General features: G+C 52.4%; 28 protein-coding genes. 16 read left to right on the top strand and 12 right to left on the bottom strand.

Going from position 1 to position 23,795, the window contains the following annotated elements:
- Positions 1-14 precede the first annotated feature (14 nt).
- Positions 15-788 (bottom strand): gluconate 2-dehydrogenase subunit 3 family protein, encoded by a 774-nt coding sequence (locus MYS68_RS04660; RefSeq protein WP_248924706.1) that lies wholly within the window; start codon positions 786-788, stop codon positions 15-17.
- 121 nt (positions 789-909) lie between these two features.
- On the opposite strand from MYS68_RS04660, the gene MYS68_RS04655 reads away from it, so the two are divergent.
- Both MYS68_RS04655 and MYS68_RS04650 read left to right on the top strand, forming a co-directional pair.
- Positions 910-1,629, top strand: a complete 720-nt coding sequence (locus MYS68_RS04655) for a hypothetical protein (protein ID WP_248924705.1) — start codon at positions 910-912, stop codon at positions 1,627-1,629.
- A 261-nt stretch (positions 1,630-1,890) separates the two neighbouring features.
- Positions 1,891-2,778, top strand: a complete 888-nt coding sequence (locus MYS68_RS04650) for a glycosyltransferase family 2 protein (RefSeq protein ID WP_248924704.1) — start codon at positions 1,891-1,893, stop codon at positions 2,776-2,778.
- A gap of 56 nt (positions 2,779-2,834) precedes the next feature.
- Here MYS68_RS04650 and MYS68_RS04645 read toward each other — a convergent pair whose 3' ends face one another.
- From MYS68_RS04645 to MYS68_RS04615, 8 genes are all read right to left on the bottom strand, one after another.
- Complete coding sequence (locus MYS68_RS04645) at positions 2,835-3,731, bottom strand: aminoglycoside phosphotransferase family protein (RefSeq protein WP_248924703.1); 897 nt, start codon at positions 3,729-3,731, stop codon at positions 2,835-2,837.
- Between the two features lie 39 nt (positions 3,732-3,770).
- Positions 3,771-4,253 (bottom strand): DUF4214 domain-containing protein, encoded by a 483-nt coding sequence (locus MYS68_RS04640; protein WP_248930817.1) that lies wholly within the window; start codon positions 4,251-4,253, stop codon positions 3,771-3,773.
- A gap of 154 nt (positions 4,254-4,407) precedes the next feature.
- On the bottom strand, positions 4,408-4,737 hold the full coding sequence (locus MYS68_RS04635) for a DUF1904 family protein (RefSeq protein WP_248930816.1): 330 nt from the start codon (positions 4,735-4,737) through the stop codon (positions 4,408-4,410).
- A gap of 45 nt (positions 4,738-4,782) precedes the next feature.
- Positions 4,783-5,109 carry a hypothetical protein gene (locus tag MYS68_RS38810; protein ID WP_338043550.1) on the bottom strand — a complete coding sequence of 109 codons (327 nt, stop codon included), beginning with the start codon at positions 5,107-5,109 and terminating at the stop codon, positions 4,783-4,785.
- Position 5,110: 1 nt separating this feature from the next.
- The gene (locus tag MYS68_RS04630; protein ID WP_338043549.1) at positions 5,111-5,854 is read right to left on the bottom strand and encodes a Gfo/Idh/MocA family protein; all 744 of its coding nucleotides are present in this window, start codon (positions 5,852-5,854) and stop codon (positions 5,111-5,113) included.
- A 340-nt stretch (positions 5,855-6,194) separates the two neighbouring features.
- Entirely contained in the window at positions 6,195-7,958 is a 1,764-nt protein-coding gene (locus MYS68_RS04625) for a cache domain-containing sensor histidine kinase (protein ID WP_248924702.1), read from the bottom strand.
- Positions 7,951-8,361 (bottom strand): helix-turn-helix domain-containing protein, encoded by a 411-nt coding sequence (locus MYS68_RS04620; protein WP_248924701.1) that lies wholly within the window; start codon positions 8,359-8,361, stop codon positions 7,951-7,953. Before MYS68_RS04620 ends, MYS68_RS04625 begins: the two co-directional genes overlap by 8 nt.
- Before the next feature lie 2 nt (positions 8,362-8,363).
- Positions 8,364-8,714, bottom strand: coding sequence for a response regulator (locus MYS68_RS04615; RefSeq protein ID WP_248924700.1), 351 nt, complete (start codon positions 8,712-8,714; stop codon positions 8,364-8,366).
- A gap of 102 nt (positions 8,715-8,816) precedes the next feature.
- Between MYS68_RS04615 and MYS68_RS04610 the strand changes: the two genes are divergently transcribed.
- From MYS68_RS04610 to MYS68_RS04560, 11 genes are all read left to right on the top strand, one after another.
- Positions 8,817-9,437, top strand: coding sequence for an HD-GYP domain-containing protein (locus MYS68_RS04610; RefSeq protein WP_248924699.1), 621 nt, complete (start codon positions 8,817-8,819; stop codon positions 9,435-9,437).
- A 31-nt stretch (positions 9,438-9,468) separates the two neighbouring features.
- Positions 9,469-9,720 carry a hypothetical protein gene (locus tag MYS68_RS04605; protein ID WP_248924698.1) on the top strand — a complete coding sequence of 84 codons (252 nt, stop codon included), beginning with the start codon at positions 9,469-9,471 and terminating at the stop codon, positions 9,718-9,720.
- Between the two features lie 120 nt (positions 9,721-9,840).
- The gene (locus MYS68_RS04600) at positions 9,841-10,266 is read left to right on the top strand and encodes a MerR family transcriptional regulator (RefSeq protein WP_248924697.1); all 426 of its coding nucleotides are present in this window, start codon (positions 9,841-9,843) and stop codon (positions 10,264-10,266) included.
- A gap of 23 nt (positions 10,267-10,289) precedes the next feature.
- A complete protein-coding gene (locus MYS68_RS04595) occupies positions 10,290-10,640 on the top strand; it encodes a DUF1904 family protein (protein WP_248924696.1) in 351 nt (116 codons plus the stop codon).
- Between the two features lie 32 nt (positions 10,641-10,672).
- Positions 10,673-11,680 (top strand): LLM class flavin-dependent oxidoreductase, encoded by a 1,008-nt coding sequence (locus MYS68_RS04590; protein ID WP_248924695.1) that lies wholly within the window; start codon positions 10,673-10,675, stop codon positions 11,678-11,680.
- A 139-nt stretch (positions 11,681-11,819) separates the two neighbouring features.
- Positions 11,820-12,443: a GntR family transcriptional regulator gene (locus MYS68_RS04585; protein WP_248924694.1), complete on the top strand. Its 624-nt coding sequence runs from the start codon at positions 11,820-11,822 to the stop codon at positions 12,441-12,443.
- Between the two features lie 88 nt (positions 12,444-12,531).
- Positions 12,532-13,743 (top strand): MDR family MFS transporter, encoded by a 1,212-nt coding sequence (locus MYS68_RS04580; protein ID WP_248924693.1) that lies wholly within the window; start codon positions 12,532-12,534, stop codon positions 13,741-13,743.
- A 141-nt stretch (positions 13,744-13,884) separates the two neighbouring features.
- Positions 13,885-15,015 (top strand): ABC transporter ATP-binding protein, encoded by a 1,131-nt coding sequence (locus MYS68_RS04575; protein WP_248924692.1) that lies wholly within the window; start codon positions 13,885-13,887, stop codon positions 15,013-15,015.
- The gene (locus MYS68_RS04570; protein WP_248924691.1) at positions 15,012-15,665 is read left to right on the top strand and encodes an ABC transporter permease; all 654 of its coding nucleotides are present in this window, start codon (positions 15,012-15,014) and stop codon (positions 15,663-15,665) included. The genes MYS68_RS04575 and MYS68_RS04570 overlap by 4 nt, the downstream gene beginning before the upstream one ends.
- 31 nt (positions 15,666-15,696) lie before the next feature.
- On the top strand, positions 15,697-16,593 hold the full coding sequence (locus MYS68_RS04565) for a glycine betaine ABC transporter substrate-binding protein (RefSeq protein WP_248924690.1): 897 nt from the start codon (positions 15,697-15,699) through the stop codon (positions 16,591-16,593).
- A 184-nt stretch (positions 16,594-16,777) separates the two neighbouring features.
- On the top strand, positions 16,778-17,881 hold the full coding sequence (locus tag MYS68_RS04560) for an ATP-binding protein (protein ID WP_248924689.1): 1,104 nt from the start codon (positions 16,778-16,780) through the stop codon (positions 17,879-17,881).
- Between the two features lie 45 nt (positions 17,882-17,926).
- On the opposite strand, the gene MYS68_RS04555 is transcribed toward MYS68_RS04560, so the two are convergent.
- On the bottom strand, positions 17,927-18,352 hold the full coding sequence (locus tag MYS68_RS04555) for a universal stress protein (RefSeq protein WP_248924688.1): 426 nt from the start codon (positions 18,350-18,352) through the stop codon (positions 17,927-17,929).
- A gap of 17 nt (positions 18,353-18,369) precedes the next feature.
- Here MYS68_RS04555 and MYS68_RS04550 point away from each other — a divergent pair, with 17 nt between their 5' ends.
- From MYS68_RS04550 to MYS68_RS04540, 3 genes are all read left to right on the top strand, one after another.
- Positions 18,370-19,710: an MFS transporter gene (locus MYS68_RS04550; RefSeq protein ID WP_338043664.1), complete on the top strand. Its 1,341-nt coding sequence runs from the start codon at positions 18,370-18,372 to the stop codon at positions 19,708-19,710.
- A gap of 95 nt (positions 19,711-19,805) precedes the next feature.
- A complete protein-coding gene (locus tag MYS68_RS04545; RefSeq protein ID WP_248924686.1) occupies positions 19,806-20,594 on the top strand; it encodes a hypothetical protein in 789 nt (262 codons plus the stop codon).
- A complete protein-coding gene (locus MYS68_RS04540) occupies positions 20,591-21,091 on the top strand; it encodes a hypothetical protein (protein WP_248924685.1) in 501 nt (166 codons plus the stop codon). The genes MYS68_RS04545 and MYS68_RS04540 overlap by 4 nt, the downstream gene beginning before the upstream one ends.
- A gap of 36 nt (positions 21,092-21,127) precedes the next feature.
- Here MYS68_RS04540 and MYS68_RS04535 read toward each other — a convergent pair whose 3' ends face one another.
- Entirely contained in the window at positions 21,128-21,424 is a 297-nt protein-coding gene (locus tag MYS68_RS04535) for a DUF6509 family protein (RefSeq protein ID WP_248924684.1), read from the bottom strand.
- Positions 21,425-21,562: 138 nt separating this feature from the next.
- Positions 21,563-23,647 carry an LTA synthase family protein gene (locus MYS68_RS04530; protein WP_248924683.1) on the bottom strand — a complete coding sequence of 695 codons (2,085 nt, stop codon included), beginning with the start codon at positions 23,645-23,647 and terminating at the stop codon, positions 21,563-21,565.
- Positions 23,648-23,795 lie beyond the last annotated feature (148 nt).

Raw genomic sequence — 23,795 nt, 5'->3', positions numbered from 1 at the left:
AGCCCCTCTTTTCGCTAATGAGTCATATGTTCCTGCAAGCTTTGCGGAGGTATCTTCGTAAAATCCTTATCGATGATGTTGGCATAACTCATCTGAGCCCCGGGGAAATTTCTCATCTGCCAGCCCTTCATGTCGATGTTTCCGCCGTATAACGGATCGCTGTAAGCCCCTTCCAGCGTGTTGCTGCGCAGCGTTTTGAAAAACCCGCTCGGCGAAATCGTCGTCAGCTTCACCGTATCGGATTCAAAATCTTTCAGCACGGCGTCCTGCTGCTCGGTGCTCAGCTGCACGAAGCCGGTTTTGTACTGGGTTTGGCTGTAGTTTTCCAGCTCGCGCAGGCCGATTTCGTACATCTCCCGCCGTTTGAGCCGCCCTTGATAACCCTGCACCTTTTCTCCCGCAAAAAAAGGCGGCGACATGTAGTCTCTCGCATTAAATCCGTAATCTCCGGCAAGCTGATGGTCGATAAAAAACGCCACGCCGAGCTCTTTCGCTCCGGGGCCGTTATCGTCGGCCGGGAAAATGCGTTCGACGGCCGCTTCGCAAATCGCGAACTGCTCCGGCGTAAAAAACATCAGCGCCCGGTTGAAGTTTCTCGGCTCCGTTCCCGCGGCCGGTGCCGGCGCCGGCGCCGCTTGCGGCGTTTTCTTCAGGAATACGCCAAGCGCGCCGCCCACAACGGCTCCGCCCAGCACGAGTCCGGTATTGCGGATAAAGCTGCGCCGGGACATGTTTTTCCCGGCTGCGGTCGGCTCCTCGTTTTTCTTCGTTTGTTCTTCTTGCTCCATCGCATTCACCCCGCCATATATGCTGAAATCAATTTTTCATATTATTTTTCCAAAAAGAGGAGATTATACAAACGAAGGGAAAATCTTATCCACTCAAAATTTGAAAACGGAGGGTGCTTTTATGAAAAAGGGGCTCAAGCTTGCCATACCCGCATTTTGCGCCGTTTTGGCGCTCACCGCCTGCCAACGCGGCGCCAATCAAAATGCGGCCGGGAATACGGGTCAGGCAGGGAACACGCAGATGAGCGCGCAATCCGCTGACCATACCCAAGGAATGCACGTCCACGATGCCGGTGTCATTCCCAGCGTGAACAGCCATAAGCTGCGCACCACCAACGAACAAGGAGGAACGTCCTACGGGCTCGGAAGCTCCGTCTACAGCCTGATCGGCAGCTCGGGACTGAACAGCGACGGGTTCTCCTCCCATCTGGAATCGCGGCTGAGCGGCGCGGGGATCGGGGGTGTCAAGGCGTTTGTTTTCGACGATACGGTCATTCTCGCCGCGGAACGCCGGCAAAGCTCCGGTTCTGCGTACGATCCGCTGCAGCAAAAGGTGCTCAGCCCGCACGGCGGGCAATCGGGAAGAGGCCCCGAGCCCGGGAACAATCCCGGAACGATGGGCTCCGGCGGCGCGACCGACGATAATTTGGCGCAGGCGGAGCAGCGCATCAAGGATTTCGTCGGCGGCAACGTGAAGGTGCTTAAAGTGACGGGGACGGACGCGGTGCAAACGATCGAAAGGATGAGAAAGAACGCCGGCTCTCCGTCCGTATCCGCGTCCGCCGTTGCGGACGATTTGCGCAAGCTGCTCAATATGGCGGCGGCGGAGCAGGGAAAATAACGTCGTTTGGCTGCAGCGAGAAAAAAAGCGAAACCTTTGCCGGCGGGGTTTCGCTTTTTTCATGCCGTTATGTTCGCCAGCCAGCCATAGCCCCATAGCCCGTTTGCAACAAATTTTTGCATTGCGCGGCATTCGTCCAACTAGGCCAGTCTTCCTATGCATACATTGAAGAAGGACTTCAAGCCATGCCTGATTTGAGGGTATGTGCTTATACAGGAAGAAGACATCCGTCTGCCTGAATTCATCGCAAGGAGGGTGAATATGGACAATCCGCTGGTCAGCATCATAACGCCATCTTTTCAACAGGCGAGTTTTATTCAAGAGACGATTCAAAGCGTCCTATCGCAGGATTATCCGGCCCTTGAACATATCGTTGTGGACGGAGGCTCTACGGACGGCACTGTCGCTATACTTCAGAAGTATGAGTTTTATGGAAACAAATTTCGCTGGGTATCGGAGAAGGATCGGGGGCAGTCGCACGCCCTGAATAAAGGATTGGCGATGGCCAGAGGCGAGATCATCGGCTGGCTGAACTCCGACGATACGTACGAGCCTCATGCCGTTAGCCGCGCCGTGCAGGCGCTGCAATCGAATCCGAATTGGGGCGTCGTTTACGGAGATGGAAACTATATTGACGCACACAGCGCATTTCTTCGGTCGTATCCGGTAAGACCCTTCGGGTTGGAGCGGTTATACCGCGCCTGCATCATCTGTCAGCCTGCTGCTTTTATCCGCAGAGAGGTATTTGAAAAGGTCGGCCCCTTCGATGAAAGCTTGCAATTTTGCATGGACTACGATATGTGGATGAGAATATGCAAGCATTACGAATTCGGATATATGGATGTCGTTCTCGCTAACTCCAGAATTCACGCCGGCAGCAAGAGTATAACGAAATATGTGGATATCGGTTTGCCGGAAGTTTTCCGGGCAAGCATCAAAAATTTCGGATCCGTTTCAAATATGTGGCTGCTCGAATGGATCTCCTTTCATTTGCATTTGGAACCCGCACTGATCGTCCAATCATTGAAGCAGATGAATGCGATCGACGATATATCCGAATCGAGTCTCTATCAACTGCTTGCAGACGATCCGGTTGCGATTATCGATTGGTTGGAGGAGCACCGGAAAACGGCCCCCAAATGGACGTAAAAGAAAGCAGGCTGCTCGAAAAAGGCAACCTGCTTTCTTTGTTTCTAATGTGGGCTTCAGCTTTGAGAGGCTTGTTCAAGCCAGTTGTGCATAGATTGAATCAAGTCCGGCATATTATGCTCGATGCCGTAAACAATCGTTCTCAGGGCAACCTCCATTTTGTAAAAATAACGGATTCTGCTTACAAACGTCGGATCCGTCGTCATAGGGTAATGGCCGAGCATATCCAAAATGAAATCGTCTCCGTACTCGAAGCACAGCACTCCGAAATCAAAGGCGGGATCGCCGACCATGACTTGTCCGAAATCGATAATTCCTTTTACGTTTCCTTCATCTGCGTCAAAAATAATGTGCGCAGGCTTCACATCGCCATGAAGGAGGCAAGGATGAAATGAAAAATGAAGAGGGTCGTGCAAATACCACTGAAATACATTGGTTACCCAGACTCGGGTACAGTTATCGAGATGAGGAAATACCGTATTTTCCACTTTATTGTAAAAATAAATCCAGGTCAGCCTCCATTCTTCTGCGCTGGTGTTGTACAGCAGATGCTTTCCTGTTTCAAACGAGTGCATTTGTCCCAAAAACATGCCGAGCGTTCCGGCTATTCGGCCTTTCTGCCAGGCGGACAAGGACCGGAGCTTTTCCTTAAGCAGCGGTTCTCCGGAAATGAAGCGATAGCCGGCATAGATGAACGGGTCTTCCGCTTGGGCGACAACCATGTAGTGCGGAATTTGCAAAGATACATGTTTTTCCAGATGCGGCAGCAACCAAAGCTCCGTACACAGTCGGCGCTCTTCGTCCAAGCCAAGCGGAAACCGGAACAGATAGCTCTCCTCAGCAGCGATAACCAGATTCTGGAACCCGCTTCGTTCGACCGTCATCGTCATAGGCCGGATTTCCGGGTGTTTAATCTTGAGAAACCGGATGAGGAACTCTGTATAATCTTCCAACCTCGTTTTCCCCCTTGCTTAAAGATGTTATCAAGACCGCTACCTGACTAAACTGAGATAATGTTGGATAACAACTCTTGCGAAATTTGTCCGGTTCGTCCCGAGCAGCATGGAAAATTCCTCCGACCTCATCACCTCCATCCATGCTTGAAACGGCGTGATACCTTGCCGGAGCAATTGAAGGAAGGAGCCGCATCCGGAAAAATCGGGCTTTCGGCAGAGCAGCTCCGCGAACATTGCTTCGACGAACTCCTCCGGCGGCAAGGTCAGCACGTATCGCAGTTTTCTCGCCGCTGTATGAAACGGATCGGTGACCGGCCCGGCAGGACGGTGATACAGCAAAAAAGCCTCGTGGCTTTGCATGATGTCGATCATCATTTGATGTTTGCTCATCCCCGATTGAAGCAAATACATATAGTAGTTTAATCCGCCTTCGTCCGGCTCTCTGTCAAGAAGCTGCCGGAACAGCTCGGTGACAAAGTCGGCGCCGTTTTTTTGGTGCATTTTGTGCATAATTTGCATGATTAACACTTGAATTTCCCCCTCTCCTGAAACAAGCAGCTTTGTCTCTATAAGCATATGAAACTGCAAGTTTTTAAGCTTGGACATATAAAAAAAACAAACCTCCGTCATCGTCGAAATCCGAAACGATGACAGAGGTTTTGATTGCCCGCGGCTATCCGCACGGCTTGCCGTTGATATAATAAGCGTCTTCCTTGTATACCTTGAAGGCGATCTCCACTTCGGCGACGCCCGCCTGCCGGACATGCCGGGTGAGCGCCTCAGCGAAGCGGTCCCGCACCTCGCCGCCCCGCTCGAACCAGGCGACCTCTATGAACGGGTACGTCTCCGCCGCTTGTCCGCCGAACACGGACGCAACCCGAAGGCAGTCGATCGTAAAGTTATCCGTCCCGCAGCCGCATACGCGTGCAAGCTCCTCGACGAGCGGCTTGCTGATCGAAGCCATCACAGCCTCGCCGATGCCGCGAACCGTTAATTGTGGCATCATGCATCCCTCCTTGTTGGTTGATGCCTCGTTTTTCGTCCCGTTCTACCGGCTCCACGGCTGTCTTACAGCCCGAACCGTCTCCCCGGTCCGAATCGCCTCTTCGATGAGCAGCCCCAAATATTGATCCTGCGACGCTTCGGCGAGGCCGTAAAACTCCGGCCCTCCGGCCGCATAGTCGGCCATATGGCTGAGACAAGTGGCGATAGCGATCTCATCGTCGTACAAGCGGGCGGGGATGTACGGATTTTCATACACCCAGCTTTCCCCGGCGATAATGCCCTGAAGGTAATGGCCTTCCAGATTTTCCTTCTCGCCTTTATTAATCCGCTTCAGGTCGAGATGGAGCGGCGTCGCGAAATCTGCAAGCACATTAAGCCGGTCGTCGAATATTTCCCCCCGCTCGCCGCGGATCGAAATATGGTTGGAGCGGATCCAGGAGCGGTGCTGGTTGTTCGTAAAATCGTAAATGCCGAGCTTGCCGCCGAAATCGATCCACGCCAAATCTCTCTGCGACATGACGATTTTCTCGTCCTTCGGTGGACCGCTCCGGTCGGGGCGGCGACTCGAACCGCATCGCGCGGATTGCGGCCTCCTCGAAGCCGATGCCGAGCATTTTGCGGATCAGGCTGACCGCGTGGTAAAACTGCGATATCGACACGGTCGCCTGCGTAATATTGCCCAGCCTGCCGGACCGAACGATCCGGTAGCGGGCCGCGTGCATCGGCTGGTATTGATACTGCTCGGCGACCTGGATTTTGGCTCCCTTCCGGCCGAGCTTTTCATGAAGCTCGAGCAGTCCCTCAAGCGTCGGGGCCGGCGGCGTCTCGGCCAGCACCGGAATGCCCCGCTCCGCCAAATCCAGCATATAACCGACAGCCGCGTCCTTGCTGACGGAAAGCACGACAAAGTCGGGTTTTCCCGCTTCCAGAAGCTGATCGACGTTCCGGTATGTCGGGATATGCCACTGCCGTTCGAGAGCCCGGCCTTTTTCTTCGTCCCGGACTACCATGCCGTTTACTGTAAACCGGTCGGGAAGCGCCTGAGCGATTCGTAAATAAAACTGCGCCCGAAACCCGCTTCCCCCGATGATTCCGAATACCGCGCGTTTTGCCATGCAGCAGGCCACCTTTCTATGTAGTCCCGTAAATTGTAACACAAATGAAATGTTGCGTTCATCTTCCTTTAATGTAGTCGGGATATATTATAGGTGACCCCCTTTTTTAATATATAAACCTTGACCCGCAGCGGTTTGCTGCGGGTTCTTTTTTTATTTCGCAATCACCGAAAGTACGACAATCTACGACAAATATTTTGGAACTTTTCCGAAGATACATCCTCATTTTCTGAAGAAAGGATACCTTTGTAACAAAATATCTGAATCGCAGCTACCATTTATAACAGTTCGTACCTTTTGCCCGCAATGGTGTTATGCCTATAATACGATCGAAATGACATTATTCGATAGGGTAGGCGATTTCAATAACCGTTCCCCAGTTGATCTTGCTCCAAAGTCTGATGGAAAAACGGCTATCGTACATCAATTTTAATCGGTTATAAACGTTGCTCAGACCGACATGTCCGGAAGGAAATTCGCCGAGTTCAAGCAGCTTTTTGACTTCCTGCAGGCGGCTTGTTCGCATGCCGATTCCATTATCGACGATCGTGATATGTATCATGGAATGCCGTTTGGCGATCTTGACCTTGATGAACCCGGGACCCGCCTTTTCTTTAATCCCGTGATAGAGAGAGTTTTCGATAAGCGGCTGCAGCAGCATTTTGATGACCGGCAGCGGATGGATTTCGGGCGGTACTTTCCATAAGACGTCGAATTTGTCTTGATACCGCACTTTTTGTATTTCGATATAACTTCGGGTTTGGCTGATCTCCTTTTCCATAGGTACGGTCTTTCCGGGCAAATCCAGCGCATACTTCAGGATATTGGACAAGTTCTCGATCATCCGGTTCACTTCGTTCGGACCTCCCGTCAATGCGACGACTTTCCAATAGATGGTGGACAAGGTGTTGAACAGAAAATGGGGATTCATTTGCGATGTTAAAGCCAAATATTGTGCCTGCTGCAGTCGTAGTTTTTTTTCGGACAACATGAGCTTTAATTGATGCTGGGTAATAAACGATTTAATAACGTTGTGAGCGATATAGCCGTACTCGTCGTCCTGAAACGGAACCTGGGCCGCTTGCGGATACTCGTCCTTCTCCGCCGCCCGGACAATCGAAATGAGTTCCTGAACGCGAGCGTGGTTGCGGCGCATGAACACGAACGTGATGGCAAACCCGAGCAGCAAAGAGAGCAGTCCCAGCAACACGGTCAACCGAGTAAGCTCATGGGGCGTCCGATACAGCCGTTTTTCCGGAATGACGGATATATATTTCCATCCCGACCTGGACGAGTTTATATGGGAAACGACGAACGATCTCTTGTTCACCGTAACGGTGGAATAAAAGCCCTCATCGTTAATCTTTGAAAGGAGTGTTCCGGTTTTTTTTGAATCGGCGGAGATGGCCTGGAATAAAAGATTGTTGTCCTGGTCCAGGATGAAAAATTCCTGCTTCCTGTGAGTGTCGATCTTATCCAAAGCTTTAGCGAAATACGATTTGTCGACGTTTAAGACAATAACGCCTATGGGCTGTTCATTTCCGGAGGAATAGATGTTTTGATAAAGGCTTAAGACTTCTGCGGGCTTCCCGGCGGACGAATTGCGGATCGATCTTGATTCGACCCTTACCGTTTTGTCTGACGGATTGTTTTGAAAGCTTTCGTACCAGTCTTTGTCGTAAAACTGATCCAGCTGAACGATACCTCCGCCGGATGATAGAAACTGTCCGTAAGGATTGTCGAAATAGACGTAGATCGAATGAATATACGGTTTGGCTGTCGATTCGGTGTACAGGTAACTGCTGGACACGCTTAAAAACCGGCGGCTTTGGTAGCTGCTTATTTGTTTCGAATTGAGAGCTTCCGTCAGATCGTACTTTACATCGTATGTAACGCCGTAATGCAGATAAAGGGAGTTTATCTCGTCGAGGATCGTTTCGACATTGTTTTGAACCTGGCCGAGGACCGCCAGATTGCTTTTGGTGAAGGACGTTTTCACGTACTTGTTGGTAATGTATTGGGTTAAAGTCCCAAGCAAAATGAGGGGAATGAGAAGCGGGACCGTAAAGATCAGCAGGTTCTTGACAAACAATTTTCTATACATCGTTCATTCCTCGTTTATTTCTGTATTCGCGGGGACTGACCCCGAAAAATTTTTTGAACGTGCGGGTGAAGTTTTTGGTATTGCTGTACCCGATCATTTGACTGACTTCGTAGGTTTTCAACCGGACATCCCCCAGCAGGTCCGCCGCTTTTTTCATTTTGATGGAAAGCAGATAGTCGGAGAAGTTTTCTCCGGTCTTTTCTTTGAAATAAGTACTGACATAGTTCGGGTTCATATGCACGACTTTGGCGACTTTGTCCAGGGTGATGTCCTTATAATGGTTTTCGGTATAATGCTTAATCGTTTCTATCACGTTATTGCCGACGGCGCGGCCGTCGTCCCGATACTTGAACGTCTCCGCATATTTAGGCAGCGAAAATTGGTCGTCGAGCTCTTTTTTCAAACTTAAAAAACATCTCTGATTTCTTCGAAAGAGCTTGGCTTCGTAATAAAACGTGACGCCCCGAGATTGACCGCTTGCCTGGCATATTCAAAATCTTTATGCCCGGTCAGCAAAATGATTTTCGTCGGCCATTTTCTGAGCATAACCGCTTTGGCGAGCTCAAGGCCGGACATGATCGGCATCCGGATATCGCTTAACAGCACGTCGACAGGATGCCACTCCATATATTCCAGCGCTTCCTTTCCGTTTTCCTTTTGCGCGGCAATGTGGAATCCAATTTCACTCCATGGAAAATAATGGGATAGTCCATTTCTTGTTTCATACTCATCGTCCACAAGCAGTATGCGGTACATGTGTTCTCTCCTTCTCTCTAGCAAATTCATTTTTTAGTTAAATGTATCAAAAAAAGTGAAAGATTAGAAACGAAAAATGTCATATTAAGGGGGAACCTGTAAGTGCGGAACGGATTTCAATCCCTATTGACGATGTTGTCGAAGCACGATGGGGATACGTATCGTCATGTTATGCGCGTGGCCGGGTTGGCCCAAATCTGGGCCGCCTCCTGCATGGCGGATCAACCGGAGAAACGGCTCGTTTTTATATTAGGCTGCTGTATGCACGATATCGGGAAGCTGCGTATCCGGGGCGATATTTTGCGGAAGCGCGGCAAGCTGGAGAATGACGAATGGCTTGAAATGAAATCCCATCCCTCGTTCGGGATCGAATTGTTGTTCGAGCACCAAATTATGCATCATCCTTTGCTTGAGGTCGTGATGTATCATCATGAACGTTGGGATGGAAAAGGGTATCCGGTAGGGCTGTCCGGGTACGAAATTCCGGAGCTGGCCCGAATGTGTTCTATTGCGGATGCGTTTGACGCCATGACTACCGACCGTGTGTACAAGCGGGGGATTTCGATCGACGAGGCGAAACGCGAGCTTCTTGCTCAAGCGGGAGCTCAGTTTGACGAATATTACGTCAAGCAATTTTTGGAGCTGCCGAGCGGGCTTCTTCAGCATACGCCGCAAATCGGCCTGAAAGGATTGCTGCAGGAAGCGAGCCGTTATTTTCAATAATATTTCATGTTACCGAATAAGGAGGATTATGATGATGTACAAACGAAACGGGAAACCCGGCCAGGCGGATGAAAATAGCGCCGCGGACGCAGGCCTTGAAGAACGCCATAATATCACAGATCCGGATGTTGAGTTGTTTGTAAGCATGCTGGCAAAGTCTGACGAGGAAATTTTAAACACCTTTTCGTTTACGCTGGACGGAATCGTACTTGACCGGGATGAAGCTTGCCGTTTTATAGCATATATACGAAGCTGGGTAGGAAATAAAAAAACGGTGGTATGACCCCATCACGTTGACGTAAACGTTAACTTTTTCTATAATGAACCATATCATCCGAAAAAACTAAGCTTATGCTTCCGATGCCGGTCTTGGCCGGTGCAAAAACTTTTAGGAGAGAACCGCGTGAAGGAATTAAAAATCGACGATGTCGCCAAGGAAACGGGGCTGACGAAACGAACGATCCGCTACTACGAGGAAATCGGGCTTATTTCCCCGCCGCAGCGAACGGTCGGCGGCGTCCGTTTATACTCGGGCGAAGACGTGGAGCGGATCAAGAAGCTGCTGATCGCCAGAGAGGTTCTCGGTTTTTCCTTGCAGGAGCTCCAGCAATTTGTCAAACTAAGCGATATTATTGAGGAACATAAGAGCAAGTTCTGCACATCATCCGACCGGGAGCAGAGAAAAGCCGATCTCGAGCAAATCGACTGCGGTCTGCGGGAGGAAATCGCGATGATCGAGCTGAAGCTGCGTCGGATGGAAGCCTTTAAGCAGGAATTGCAGCAGCTCCGCGAATGCGTGCGGGACATTTTGAAGCAAGAGGCAGACTAGCTATCGCAGGAAGGAAATGTGGCATGCCGTTTATCCGATTCCATGGGTTTGACGAGGGCTTTCTGAAGTCCTTTTCTCCTTTGCTCAAACAACAATTGTCCGTCATCATGGGGGTTCATGAAAACATCGTCAAAATCGAGCTTGTTTCTTCGCAGCCGATTTCCGATCTTCCGAAGTATGTGGAAATTTTGATGTTCCCGCGTCCCCAGGAGGCGCATGACGTCATTGCAAAATGGCTGAATGACCAGCTGGAGCAGCGCGGTTTTCCGAAGACACATATCTTTTTCGTGCTGCTGGCCCCTTCGCTTTATTACAAGGAAGGCAAACCGCTGGTCAATTATACGTATGCCGAATGGCCGGCTATGAAAACATAACTTTAATTCATACGAATCGGGAGGTGTCCCCATTGATCCGACTCAGCGTGCTCGATCAATCGCATATATCCGAAGGCCGCACGGCCCGGGACGCGTTATCCGAAACGACGCGCCTCGCCCAGGAGGCCGAGAATTCCGGCTATACCCGCTTCTGGGTATCCGAGCATCACGCGTTCAAAGCGCTCGCGCATTCCAGCCCCGAGGTGCTGATCGCCCATTTGGCCGCGCATACGTCGCACATCCGGCTCGGCTCCGGCGGGGTGATGCTCCCGCATTACAGCGCCTACAAGGTCGCTGAAAATTTCCGGCTGCTCGAGGCTCTTCATCCGGGACGTATCGATGTCGGGTTTGGCCGCGCTCCGGGAGGGCTGCCTCTGTCCACGCGTGCTTTGCAGGAAGGCAAATATTCGGACATCGACAATTACCCGGAGCAGGTGACCGATGTAATGGCTTATTTGCATGACGCTCTTCCCGAAGATCATCCGTACGCCAGGCTTAAAGCATCGCCGATGATCGCGACGGCGCCGCCGGTATGGCTGCTCGGATCGAGCAACGAAAGCGCGAGAATCGCCGCCCGTCTGGGCGTCTCCTACGGGTTCGCGCAATTTTTCGGCGTGACGGGCGGCGATGAAGCATTCCGCCTTTACCGCGAAGCATTCCGGCCTTCCCCTTATCAGGAGAAGCCGATGTCCCTTGCCGCCGTGCTCGTCATTTGCGCCGAGACGGACGAGGAGGCGAACCGACTTGCCGCAAGCTCCGATTTGTTTTTCCTGCGGCTGGAGCGCGGTCTGGAGCAGGATTCCCTGCCTTCGGTGGAAACGGCCTATGACTATCCTTACACCGAGCTGGATATGGATATCATCCGCAGGGGCCGCCAGCGCCGCTTTGTCGGCTCGCCCGAAACGGTTAAGGAACAGCTGCTGGCGCTCAGCGAGCGGTTTCGGACAGACGAGCTGATGGTCGTCACTCCCGTTCACGATTTTGCGGCCCGCATCCGTTCCTATCAGCTGCTGGCCGAAGCGTTTGAACTGAAAAAATAACATGTCCGTGCCCTGAACATCCTGCCCCGGCGAGGGTCTGACGACTTGTCCCTCCCCCATTTACCTTGCGCCCAAATAAGAGTATTCTTAGAATATATATTGGCAGTCCATTCGTCGAAACCAAGGGGCACAGATACATATGCAGGAAATGGCCGGCTATAAGTCGATAGCGCTCGATATCGCCCAAAGAATCGTGAGCGGGGAGTTTCCCGTACGCAGTAAAATTTCCGGGCGCACCTTACTCGCAAGCCAATACCGGGTTTCCCCGGAAACGATCCGCAAAGCGGTAGGCTTGCTGAGGGACGAAAATATCGTCTCCGTTTCGCAAGGCAAGGAGATCATTATCGTTTCGGCGCAAAACGCTTACGACTACATCACGAGAAACAACTATTTGAAATCCGTCTACTCGCTGCGCCAGGATCTGGAACAGCTGCTGGAGGCAAAAAAAGACATCGACCGCAAATTCGAGGTGCTGCTGACCGAAATTATCGAAGCGTCCGACCGGCTTAAGAACCTGAAGCCGTATCATCCGGTCGAAATCACGGTTCTGGGCGAATCTCATATCGTCGGGAAAACGATAGCCGAGCTGCAGTTTTGGCAAAATACCGGCGCGACCATCGTCGCCCTGCGCAGAGGCACGAACGTATCGATTTCCCCCGGGCCCCACGTGATCATTTTGGAAAACGATATCCTGGTCGTCGTCGGCGACGATAAGGTGTATCAAAGAACGGAACAATTTATTAACCGTCCCGCCGCTGAGTGAGCGGCCGAACGGGCAGGAAAAAAACAACCGCTGCTTCGGCATTCGGTTGTTTTTTTTAGAGTGTGTTCAAATGGGGGGGAATCGGATCTTGAACGCTTATCATATTTGGCGATCGGCCTCGGGGGAAAGCAAGGTGCTGCTCGTCTCGGTGCTTTGCGTCAATCTGGGCTTTTATTCATTTATTCCATATCTCAGCATCTATTTAACCGGAAGTTTCGGCTGGTCCTTGGCATTGACGGGAGTATTGCTCGGAGTGCGGCAGCTTTCCCAGCAAGGTGTTACGTTTCTCGGAGGTCTGCTCGCCGACCGTCTGGGCTGCAAGCCGACTTTGGTCGCCGGATTGTTCGTGCGCGCGGCCGGCTTCGGATCGTTCGCTGTATGCAGCGAGCTGTGGCAATTTTTTCTCAGCGCGGTGTTGTCCGGACTGGGCGGCGCTTTGTTCGAGCCGGCGTTTCAGGCGGCGTTCGCCAGGCTGACGCCGCAGGAGCTTCGCAAGCCGCTGTTTTCCCTTAAAAACATGCTCGTCAACATCGCGATGATCGCCTCCACGCTGCTCGGAAGCCTGCTTCTGTCGCTCGACTTCCGCTTCCTGTCGCTCGGAACGGGCCTCATTTATTTCGTGCTGGCGCTGTACGTGCTGAAAGGGCTTCGTCCGCTGGAAGTGGACATACACGGCCACAACGTTGCCGAAGATATCGTCTCCATTTTGAAGGACGTCCCGTTTGTGCTGTACACGCTGATTTTGGTCGGTTACTACTTTTTGTACATGCAGCTCTATTTAACGATTCCGCGGGCGGCGGCGATTGCAACCGGAGATCAGACAAGCGTCGCTTACATTTACGCCACGGTCTCGGTTTCCGTAATCGTTCTTCAGCTGCGGGTTACCCGGCTTGCGGAAAAGTTCCCCAGCCGCTTTCTGCCGATCGGCGCGGGCACGTTGTGCATGGGGTTCGGCCTGCTGCTGTTCGGCATGGCGGACGGGCTTGCCGCGATGTGCGCCTGCTCGGTGCTGTTTGCCGTCGGCACGATGATTGCCGCCCCGCTGCTGCTTGATGCGATCCCTTCCTTTGCTCCGCCGGGCAAGCTCGCCTCCTATTACGGCTTTAACGGGTACGCGATGGCCGTCGGCGGAGCGCTCAGCACCTCGCTCGGCGGATGGCTGTACGATACGGGAACCGGGCTCGGAGCGGGCTGGCTGCCGTGGGTCGGCTGCTTCGTCGTCTCCTTGCTGGCGGCCGGGTGCTTTTATTGGTTTTACATGAAAAAGGAAGTTGTCTCCCCGAGCGCCGGACAACCGTGACGGCGACAAATCACGTTTGGAAAATTGATACTAACAACTTATTTCGTTATATTGGGTTGTCAGCTTGGAGTCGGTCTGTTATCATGAATGTAAGGAATTATTCGCTAACTTTAAAACAAAAGAAAAAAGGAGGTCGAAAAGATGCTAACTTTCGATCAGGTCAGCAAGACGTTTCCCGACGGCTCGGCGGCCGTCAAGTCGATGAGCTTTGACATCCAGCAAGGAGAATTCATCGTTTTTATCGGACCGAGCGGCTGCGGAAAAACGACGACGATGAAGATGATCAACCGGCTGATCCCCCATACCGGCGGGACGATCCGCATCAAAGGGAAAGACATCCTCAAGGAGAATCTTGTGGAGCTCAGGCGGAATATCGGCTACGTGATCCAGCAGATCGGCTTGTTCCCCCACTATACGATCGAGGAAAATATAGCGCTCGTCCCTCAATTGAAGGGCTGGAACAAAGCCGCGAGAAAAGAGCGCGCCCGCGAGCTGCTGCGGATGATCGGCCTGGAGCCGTCCGCCTACGCGAGCCGCTACCCCCGCGAGCTGTCCGGCGGGCAGCAGCAAAGAGTCGGCGTCGCCCGGGCGCTTGCGGCCGATCCGGAAATCATCCTGATGGATGAGCCGTTCGGGGCGCTTGATCCGATCACACGGGAGCAGCTGCAGGAGGAGCTTATCCGGCTGCAAAAATCGCTGAACAAAACGATTGTTTTCGTCACACACGATATGGATGAGGCTTTGAAGTTGGCCGACCGGATCGGGGTCATGAAGGACGGAGAGCTGCTGCAGATGGATACGCCGGAAAAGCTGCTGCGCGAGCCCGCCCATGGTTTTGTCGAAACGTTCATCGGAAAAAACCGCATTTATAAAAATCCCGAGTTCATTTCGGTGAAGGAAATCATGCGCGAGAATCCCGCCACCGCTTCTCCTTCCCTCGAACCGGCCCGAGCGTTGTCGCTCATGCGCCAGCGCAAAACCGATACGCTGCTTGTCGGTGACGACGAAGGCAAGCTGAAGGGCATCGTCTCCGCCTACGAGCTGCAGGCTTGTATGGACCGCATCGCGACGATTGATGAAATCATCGCGCCAGCAGACCGCATCCTGGATGAAGACGCAACCGCCCAGGACGCATTGATTGCGATAACCGAAACGCGCTTCGGGGTCATTCCCGTGTTGAATGCGGATATGAGAATCAGCGGGGTCGTGACAAGATCCAGCCTGCTTACCACATTTGCCAATCAATGGGCAGGAAGGAAGGTGGCGTTATGAACCAAAGCTTGTGGGAACAACTGCTGAAGCAGTTCGATATGCGCAGCGGCGATCTTTGGCTTGCGACGCTGCAGCATATCGATCTGGTGCTTATGTCGATGGCGATTGCCGTCTTCGTCGGGATTCCGCTCGGCATAGCGATCACGAGGGTCCCCTCGTTAAGAACCGGCATCCTTGGCGGCGCAGGCGTTCTGCAAACCGTACCGAGCCTGGCACTGCTCGGATTCATGATCCCTTTGTTCGGCATCGGCATGAAAACGGCTATCGCCGCACTTTTTCTGTATTCGCTGCTGCCGATCATCCGCAATACGTGCACCGGAATTATGGAAGTCGACCGTTCGGTCATCGAGGCGGCTCGCGGGATGGGGCTGACGAACCTGCAAATTTTGTTCAAAGTGGAGCTGCCCCTCGCGTTATCCGTCATTATGGCCGGCATCCGCACCGCCACGGTGATCAACGTAGGCACGGCGACGCTGGCGGCGTTCATCGGAGCCGGAGGCCTGGGCGATTTTATTTTTCTCGGCATCACGCGGAATATTGACGCCTTGGTGCTGATAGGTGCCTTGCCGGCGGCGGTGCTCGCGATGGCTCTTGATTTTTTGCTCGGTTCGATGGAACGGTTGAGCACTCCGCGAGGCCTTAAGATATAAAACTTGTAGATTAACCCGGAAGGAGCAACCAATGAGAAAAAAAATAACGACCGTGATTATATCGATCGCATTGTCCCTGACTGCAGCCGGCTGCGGCAGCCCCGCGGCTTCCCAAAGCAAGGAGTCGATCACCGTCGGCTCGAAAAATTTTACCGAAAACATTCTGCTCGCTCACATGATGGCCGACATCATTGAAAGCAGCACCGATTTGAAAGTGGTCCGCAAAGTGAATTTGGGCGGCTCCAACGTCGCATGGAAAGCTTTGCTGAACAACGATATCCAGCTGTATCCGGATTATACAGGCACGATTACGGCCAACTACTACCAGGAAAAAACCGGAACCTCCGAAGAAACGCTTAAGAAAACACAGGAGCTGCTGAAAAAAGATCACCTGGTGTTCCCGAGCAAGTTCGGCTTCAACAACACATATACGCTGTCCGTCACCCAAGAAACGGCGGACAAATATAAGCTGAAAACGTTCAGCGATCTTGCCAAAGTATCGGAAACTCTGGTATTAGGCTGCGAATTCGAATTCAAGGACAGACCCGACGGTTATCCGGGGCTCCAGAACATATACAATCTGAATTTCAAAGACGTCAAAGGCATGGATCACGGCATCATGTACCGCTCGCTCACCGATAAGCAGGTCGATGTGATCGACGCGTTTTCCACCGACGGGCAAATCAAGGTCAACAACCTGGTCATTTTGGAAGACGACAAACACTTCTTCCCTCCGTACGACGCAGGCCCGCTTGTCCGCGAAGATGTTTTGAGCAAGCATCCGGAAATTCAAACCGCCCTGGCCAAGCTGGAAGGCAAAATAACGGAGCAAGACATGCAGGAGCTCAACGCAAAGGTCGATTCCGAAGGGCTTAAGGCGGAAACCGTGGCTCACGATTTCCTGAAAACCAAAGGACTTATTAACTAAGCTTTCTCCTCCTATTTTTTATACCGAGGGCCGCGATGTTCGCGGCCTTCTTTGTTTTCGTTTCTTCGGGAAAACCGCCCGGTTAAGCGAAACGGCAGGAATCCGCCGGAAGATGTCGAATATAACTTCCAGTTAAGTTTCCCCGAAATGACCTCAGAAAACAGCATGTAAGATCGGAGAATCTATGATAGTAAAGGGACAGTTATCGGACATCATCGCTCAGTTATTCGATCTTCCCGGCGGTGTTTCCGTCGCCACGGACATCAACTGCAAAAAAATTGTACATAACGCTGCGGCGGCGAAATTTCTACGCATTAACGTTGGGGAGGATTTTTCCATGTCGGCGGACGTCCCCCCTTCGGTTCGGGCTTTCGATGAACATGGAAGATGGCTGACTGCCGATGAATTAACCATACAAAGAGCGATTTCGGAAGGCAAGGAAAACAAGCAGGTCGTGGAATTGCAATGGCCCGATGGGGTTCGAAAGATTGCCGTTTGGAACAGCAAGCCGATATTCAACGAGCAAGGCAAAATCGTCGGGGCCATATCCATCTCCGAGGATATTACGGATTATATGATGGAAAAACGGCGGCTGCGGAACTCGCAGGAGCAATTAAGGATCGAACTCGAGAAGCTGGATCGATTGAATCATGTGGCTCAGCTCGCGGCGGGAATCAGCCATGAGGTAAGAAATCCGCTAACGACGGTAAAAGGCTTCCTGCAGTTGATGCATACCAACAAACATGCGGTGGACGAATCGATCATCGCCATGATGCTCGAAGAATTGGATCGCGCCAATGAGATCATTTCCGATTTTCTTTCGCTTACCAAAGTGCAAAAGACGAAATTAAGCCAAGATAACATCGTAGATGTCATTGACCGTCTGTTCCCCCTTTTGGAGAACGATGCCTTCATCGCGAGAAAGAAACTCGTGTTGAAGCGAAACCGGGTTTCCGATGTCATGCTCGATTCCAAAGAGGTCAAACAGCTGATTTTGAATTTGGTGCGAAATGCGATGGAAGTTACGTCCGCGGGCGGCCAAGTCTGTATCGAGACGTTTGAAACCGAAAGCTGCGTGGGATTAAGAGTGATCGACGAAGGACCGGGAATTCCCAAGCAAGTGATCGAGAAACTTGGAACGCCCTTTGTTACGACAAAGACGAACGGAACGGGAGTCGGCCTTGCCATTTGCTATGACATCGCCAAACGCCACAACGCGAAAATAGATGTTAAAACCGGTTCAAACGGAACGACATTCAGCATATTATTTCCGAAACCGGAGAAGTAGGAGCTGCCGCGGCGGCTCCTGTTTTCGCTCGTTCGGCGGCATCCCCTACTTTACCACGAGCACCGGCACTTTAGAGTGCTGTACGACATTATGGCTGACGCTGCCGAGCACAAACTCGTTCAAACCCGTCAGCCCCCTGCTCCCCACGACGATCAGATCCGCCCCGATCCGGTCGGCAAGACGCAATATCGTCTTGGCCGGGTTGCCCTCCAAGATGTGAACCTTCGCGCCGCGAAAGTCGGACAACTCCGCATTCACAGCTTCCATCACCTTCTCGTTATGCTCCGCATATCTTTCCCGCGACGCCTCCGGCGCCGGAAAAATACCGTCTCCGATGACGATGACCGGCGAATTCAGCACGTACAGCACCTCGAGCCCGGACTCGTGGCGAACGGCGAGCCGCTCCGCTTGTTTCAGCGCTTTTTTGGATAAATCCGAGCCGTCGAAAGCGACCAATATGTTGGAATACATAGCAACACCCTTTCGAGCTGACATTAACCCATCTTTATAGTTACTATATCCCGAAATGGAAAAAATACGCCGAACGCCGATCGTTTCGTGTTATGATACGAATAGCGCAACAACAAGGAGGCCGCGTCATGAATTTTTCATGGAAACGTAATCTTTTCGTATTATGGGTCGGAGCTTTTTTGGTCAGCATGGCATATTCGGTATCGATACCTTTTATGCCGCTGTTTTTGCATGATGAGCTCGGTGTGAATTCGCACCTTGAAATATGGACGGGAACGATTTTTGCCGTCACCTTTTTGGCCAGCTCGATGATCGCCCCCTTCTGGGGTTCGCTGGCCGACCAATACGGGCGAAAGATGATGATGCTGCGGGCGGGAGTCTGCCTGTCGGGCGCTTATTTTCTGTATTACCTGGTCGACAACCCGTACGAAATGCTGGCTGCCCGGGTACTGGAGGGGCTGCTGGCCGGCTTCATTCCGTCGTCGATCGCGCTCGTCGCGACCAATACGCCGGAGGAACACGCCGGCTACGCGCTCGGCATCATGTCGACCGCAAACGCGACCGCTTCGATCATCGGGCCGCTGGTCGGCGGAGCGGTCAGCCACTGGATAGGGCCGCGCAATACGTTTCTGCTTGCCGGTGTGCTCGTGTTTATCGCATTTCTGATCGCCCTGCTGTGGGTAAAGGAGCCGAATTTCAAGAAATCGGGAGCCAGGCGCTCCAATGTCCTCGGCGATTTGAAGGAAGCGTCCTCAAACCGCTGCCTGATGGTTATTTTGCTGATGGTGTTTATTACGTCCACTTCCACCTTGATTTTGGAGCCGCTGCTGACGATCTATGTGCTGCAGCTCGGTTCGAGCCAAGAATCCGCTTCTTTGTATTCGGGGATCATTTTTTCTTCCGTGGGCATCGCCACGCTTATCGCTGCACCGTTTTGGGGAAAAATCGGGGAAAGGATCGGCTACGGCAGGGTGCTGTTTATCGGTCTGCTCGCCGGAGGCATCGGCAACCTGCTGCAATTTTTCTTCCACAGCCTGATCGGGTTCGGAGCGCTTCGCTTCGGCTACGGTTTATTTTTTGCCGGGGTGTTTCCGGCGCTTAACGCCGCAATTGTGAAAACTACCGATCCGGCCTTTCGGGGCCGCGCCTTTAGTCTCAATCAGACGGCCAACCAGCTCGGGATCATGCTCGGCCCGCTGCTCGGCGGATTGCTGGCGAATCAGCTCTCGATTCCGGTCGTTTTCCTGATTACCGGCTTCCTCATTTTGCTGACGGCTCTCTTAAGCAAATCGCCGAAATTCGCGATCGATCCTGCTCCGCGCCGGACGGCGTCGGTTTCGCCCGAGCTGCCTTCCTGACGATGCCGAGAAAGTACCACTCGGGCGGGATGTTCGTATAAAAAGGAAAATAATTGCAAACAATGTCCCCAAGACCAACGGACAAGGGGACGCCTATGGACAATTTCCGGAATAAATACCGCAGCCGCTATTATTTGGCGAGGGTCAGCCTGTTCGGGACAGTGCAGTTTCATCCGCGAAGCCCCTTGATAATTGCCCTATGGTCCGCAGCGTTCCCCGGCTTCGGACATCTTTTGCTGCACAAGTTTTTGCGGGGTTACTCCTTATTTGTCTGGGAGCTGTACATCAATCAGAAAACGCTGCTCAATACGGCGATGATGTATACGTTTACCGGCAATTTTCAAATGGCGAAAGCCGTTTTAAACGTAAAGCTCGTTTATCTGTATATTCCGGTCTATTTGTTTGCGATTTGGGACAGCTACCGGACGGCGGTCGATGAAAACAAGCTTTATCTTCTGGCCAAACGGGAAAATGCTCCGTTTCCCACCATCACGTTCAACCCGCTCGAAATTAATTATTTGGACAAGAAAAAACCGTGGATTGCCGCCTTTTGGTCGATGACCGTTCCCAGTCTGGGGCAGCTTTACATCCACCGGATCGTTTCGGCCGTCTTTACCCTGGTCATTACGCTCCTCATTGTGATAAACTCCAACTTTATCGAAGGCCTTCATTATTTCTTCATGGGCGATTTCCGCAAATCGGGAGAAATCGTCGGGGCGCAGTGGCTGCTTTACTTTCCTTCGATTTACTTCTTTGGCATCTACGACGCGTACATCAATACGGTGAACTACAACAAACTGTTCGACTATGAGCAGTCCACTTTTTTAAAAAGAAAATACCAGCCCCCGTCATTTGTCATTGAAAAAGGAGAAAAATGTTCGTGAACCAGATTTTCGCAACCTTCGAACAATCCCATTATTTGGAGCTGGCGATCAGCAAATTGGCGGAAAACGAAATCAGGGACATTTACGCCGTTCCACTGGATACCCGCAGCGAAGAGATGAAGCTGATGGATACGATGCACGGCACGGACGGAACCTCTCTGGTCGATCTCGGGCTCTTCATGGCTATGATATGCGGGACCATCGGGGTTTCCAGAGGGTACATTCTCGAATGGGGTCCGATTTTTTGGGGTCTGGCCGGAGCGGTCGGCGGCTTTGCGGTCGGATTCGCCATCGATTTGGCAAAAAACTTGATCAAGCGGAAAAAGATCGTAACGAAAAAAAGCAGGCAGGGCTCCGTCATCCTGATTGTCAAATGCGGCGCGGAGCAAGCCAAATTTGTCGAACAAACCTTGTGGGAGCATAGGGCCATCGGCCTCGCCAAAACGCGTATTCATGGTTCGGACGATCGTAAGCCCCCCGTACCCTCGCGCGGATAATAACCTGCGGGAGCGCGGCTTTCCGCCGCACCCGCATTATTCCTCCGCTTCCTGCCAGTGCTCACTGCAAAAAGCTTCCAGCTCCTTCTCCTCATCCTCTTCCAGATCGAATTCGAGGTAGCGGTCCGTTCCCCGCTCATGAAGGTCGTATTTGACGATTCCGCTGCGGCCTTCCTCGGTGCTGTAAATCGCCCGGATATACAGGCCGTTGTCCGAATAAAGCTCGTCATCCTCCGGCACCTCGATATCGAGCAAAAATTCATACCGTTTTCCCGCCAAAATGCGGAACGGGTCTTTGATCATGTCCACGCTGTAGCCCGTAATCGTAAGCATATCTTCTCTCCTGTCTGCAGCTCGTTATTTCATGCCCGTTCATTGTAACATATGGAAAATGGCAAGAATAGGACGAAGCTGCCGGATTTATGCCGGCCGGGGGCCGTTTCCGCGCCGCCGGAGCTGCGGACCGCATGTTTATTCGCTTGACACGTAAATATTGGACTCGGCAATCGTTTTGTCGCGCGAATCCTTCACGCAAACGCGAATGTTCATCGGCGCCCCCAGCGGCCGGCTTCCGTCGGGAACGACCGCGATTTCACCTGCAGAGCGCCACTTTGCCTGGGCCTGCTTGCCGTCAATCGTCACAACCGAACGGTATGGAAAATTACTTCCCGTCACTGTGAGCACAGACTGGTAGCCGATCTTCTCCGTTCGTACCCCGTCGATCCGCATCGGTCCGAACCCAAGCACCATTGGCTCTTGAGGCGGAGCATCCTTTCGCTCGCCATACGCGAATTGCTCGCCGAACATCGTGTCGTACTGCAGCTTTTCGTAGTTTTTCATCATTTCTTTAATGCCGGCCGCGGCATAGCCGCTCTCGGACGGGAGCAGCGGAGCGCGCCGCCACAGCTCGGTCAAAAAATCCGTATAATAATTGCCCGGCCTTTTCGCGAGCTGAAGAATGTACGGCCCCAGGAACGATGTATTCATCCGGATCGTTTCCCTGCCATCCTGCGGCAAGTAGTTGCTCCAAACGACAAGCGGGACGCGGTGTAGCTTGTCGTAAAATTCGGGATCGTCTTCCTGCACGAATCCGGTTTCCTTATACACCTTGTAATTTTCCCCCAGGCTCGGCAAATGATCGCCAAAAAAAACGAGAATCGTCGGCTCCGCTTTTTTTCCGTAATGCCCGACCAGTCTCCGCAGCATGTCGTCGGCTCCGAGCAGCCCTTGCGCGTACGTTTCCAGCAGCCCTCGCGATTCGCCGGAGACGCCGGATACGGAAATCGTATTTTCCTTGAATTTGCCGGGCAAATAGTTGTAATGATTTTGCATCGTATTGGCGAATACGAAATCCGGCCCGGGCGAAGCTTCCGTCGCTTCAATGATGTTTTTGGCCACTGCGCGGTCGCTCATAAACGGCCCTTCGAAATCCGGTTCGAAAAACTCCTGCGAAATGTATTTCGCAAACCCGAAATGCTCGTACACCTTTTTGCTGTTGAAAAACCAGCTGTGAAACGGGCTGATCGCCGTCGTCTCGTAGCCCTGCCGGGCAAGAATGCTGGCGAGCGACTCGATGTTCCGGTTGATATATTGATTGTACGGCACCGACCCTTGCGGCAAAAATCTCATCGAGTTCCCCGTAAGCACCTCAAACTCGACGTTGGCCGTTCCTCCCCCATACTGCGGAGACTGCATCGTTCCCGACGTAAAGCGCTCCGCCAGCGCATGGAAAAACGGCAGCGGGTCTTTGCTGAAGGAGACGCCCGGGATTTGGGTAGCGTCCCAAAACGATTCGCTGAGCACAAAGATGATGTTTGGCCTCAGACCGTCCCCTTGGGGCACAACGGGTGCTGTCGATGCGGTAATCGCCGAAACGGCGCTGCCGTCATAACCTTCCGGCGGGTGCAAAAACAAAAACTTGACGTTCATCAAGGTCGTCAGCAAAAAACCGTTGGTCCGCACGTTTTCCGAAGGGTCCCAGACCATATTTTGAATGCGGATCAGCCGTTGTAACGAAAGCTTCCCGTCATCGTATACGACGGCCATAAGCACGATCGCCGCAAGCGCCATGACCGCCCTGCGCTTCCGCATCAGCCTGCCGCGGGTCATGCCGAGCGCGCCCAGCAGCGCCATGCTGAGCGGAATAAACACGATGAACCCGGTGATCATCGCGATGTTGAACAAACCCGAGACGTACGCCGTCATGTCTTTCGTCTCGCTCGCCAGCAGGAAATCCCAAGGGGACAACGGCACACCCAAAATGTTCGTCTTGATCCCGTTGACGAGGCCCGCCGCGAGGAAAACCGCGGACAAAATCCAGAACGAACCGCGGATGCGTCCGGTCACTGCCGACAGCAGAAGCAGGAAGCTTAGAACGACAAGTCCGTTGACTATCGTGCAAGGGGAAAATAAAACGAACCAGCGGACGGTTTCCCGCCACCCGCTTCTGCTCATAAGCTCCACCAAAAAGACAATCCATAATGAGGCCGCAAACAAGGACAGCCGCCTTAATGCCAGCAGGCTGCCCCGGCGAATTGCCGACTGCAAACGTTCCATCCGTTTCACCGTATGACCATTTATTGTTCAGAGCACGCATTAGTGTGGCATGTTAGAATTCGATTCATTCAGAAAAACGCCGCCCTTTCCCATACATAAAACGGATTCCTTTGCAAAAAATGAAAGAAAACGATCCGCGGAGGAAATT

This window comes from Paenibacillus hamazuiensis, from assembly GCF_023276405.1.
Classification (GTDB): Bacteria; Bacillota; Bacilli; order Paenibacillales; family NBRC-103111; genus Paenibacillus_AF; species Paenibacillus_AF hamazuiensis.
Note: the sequence above shows the minus strand (reverse complement) of the source record. Positions and strands in the feature narration are given on the sequence as shown.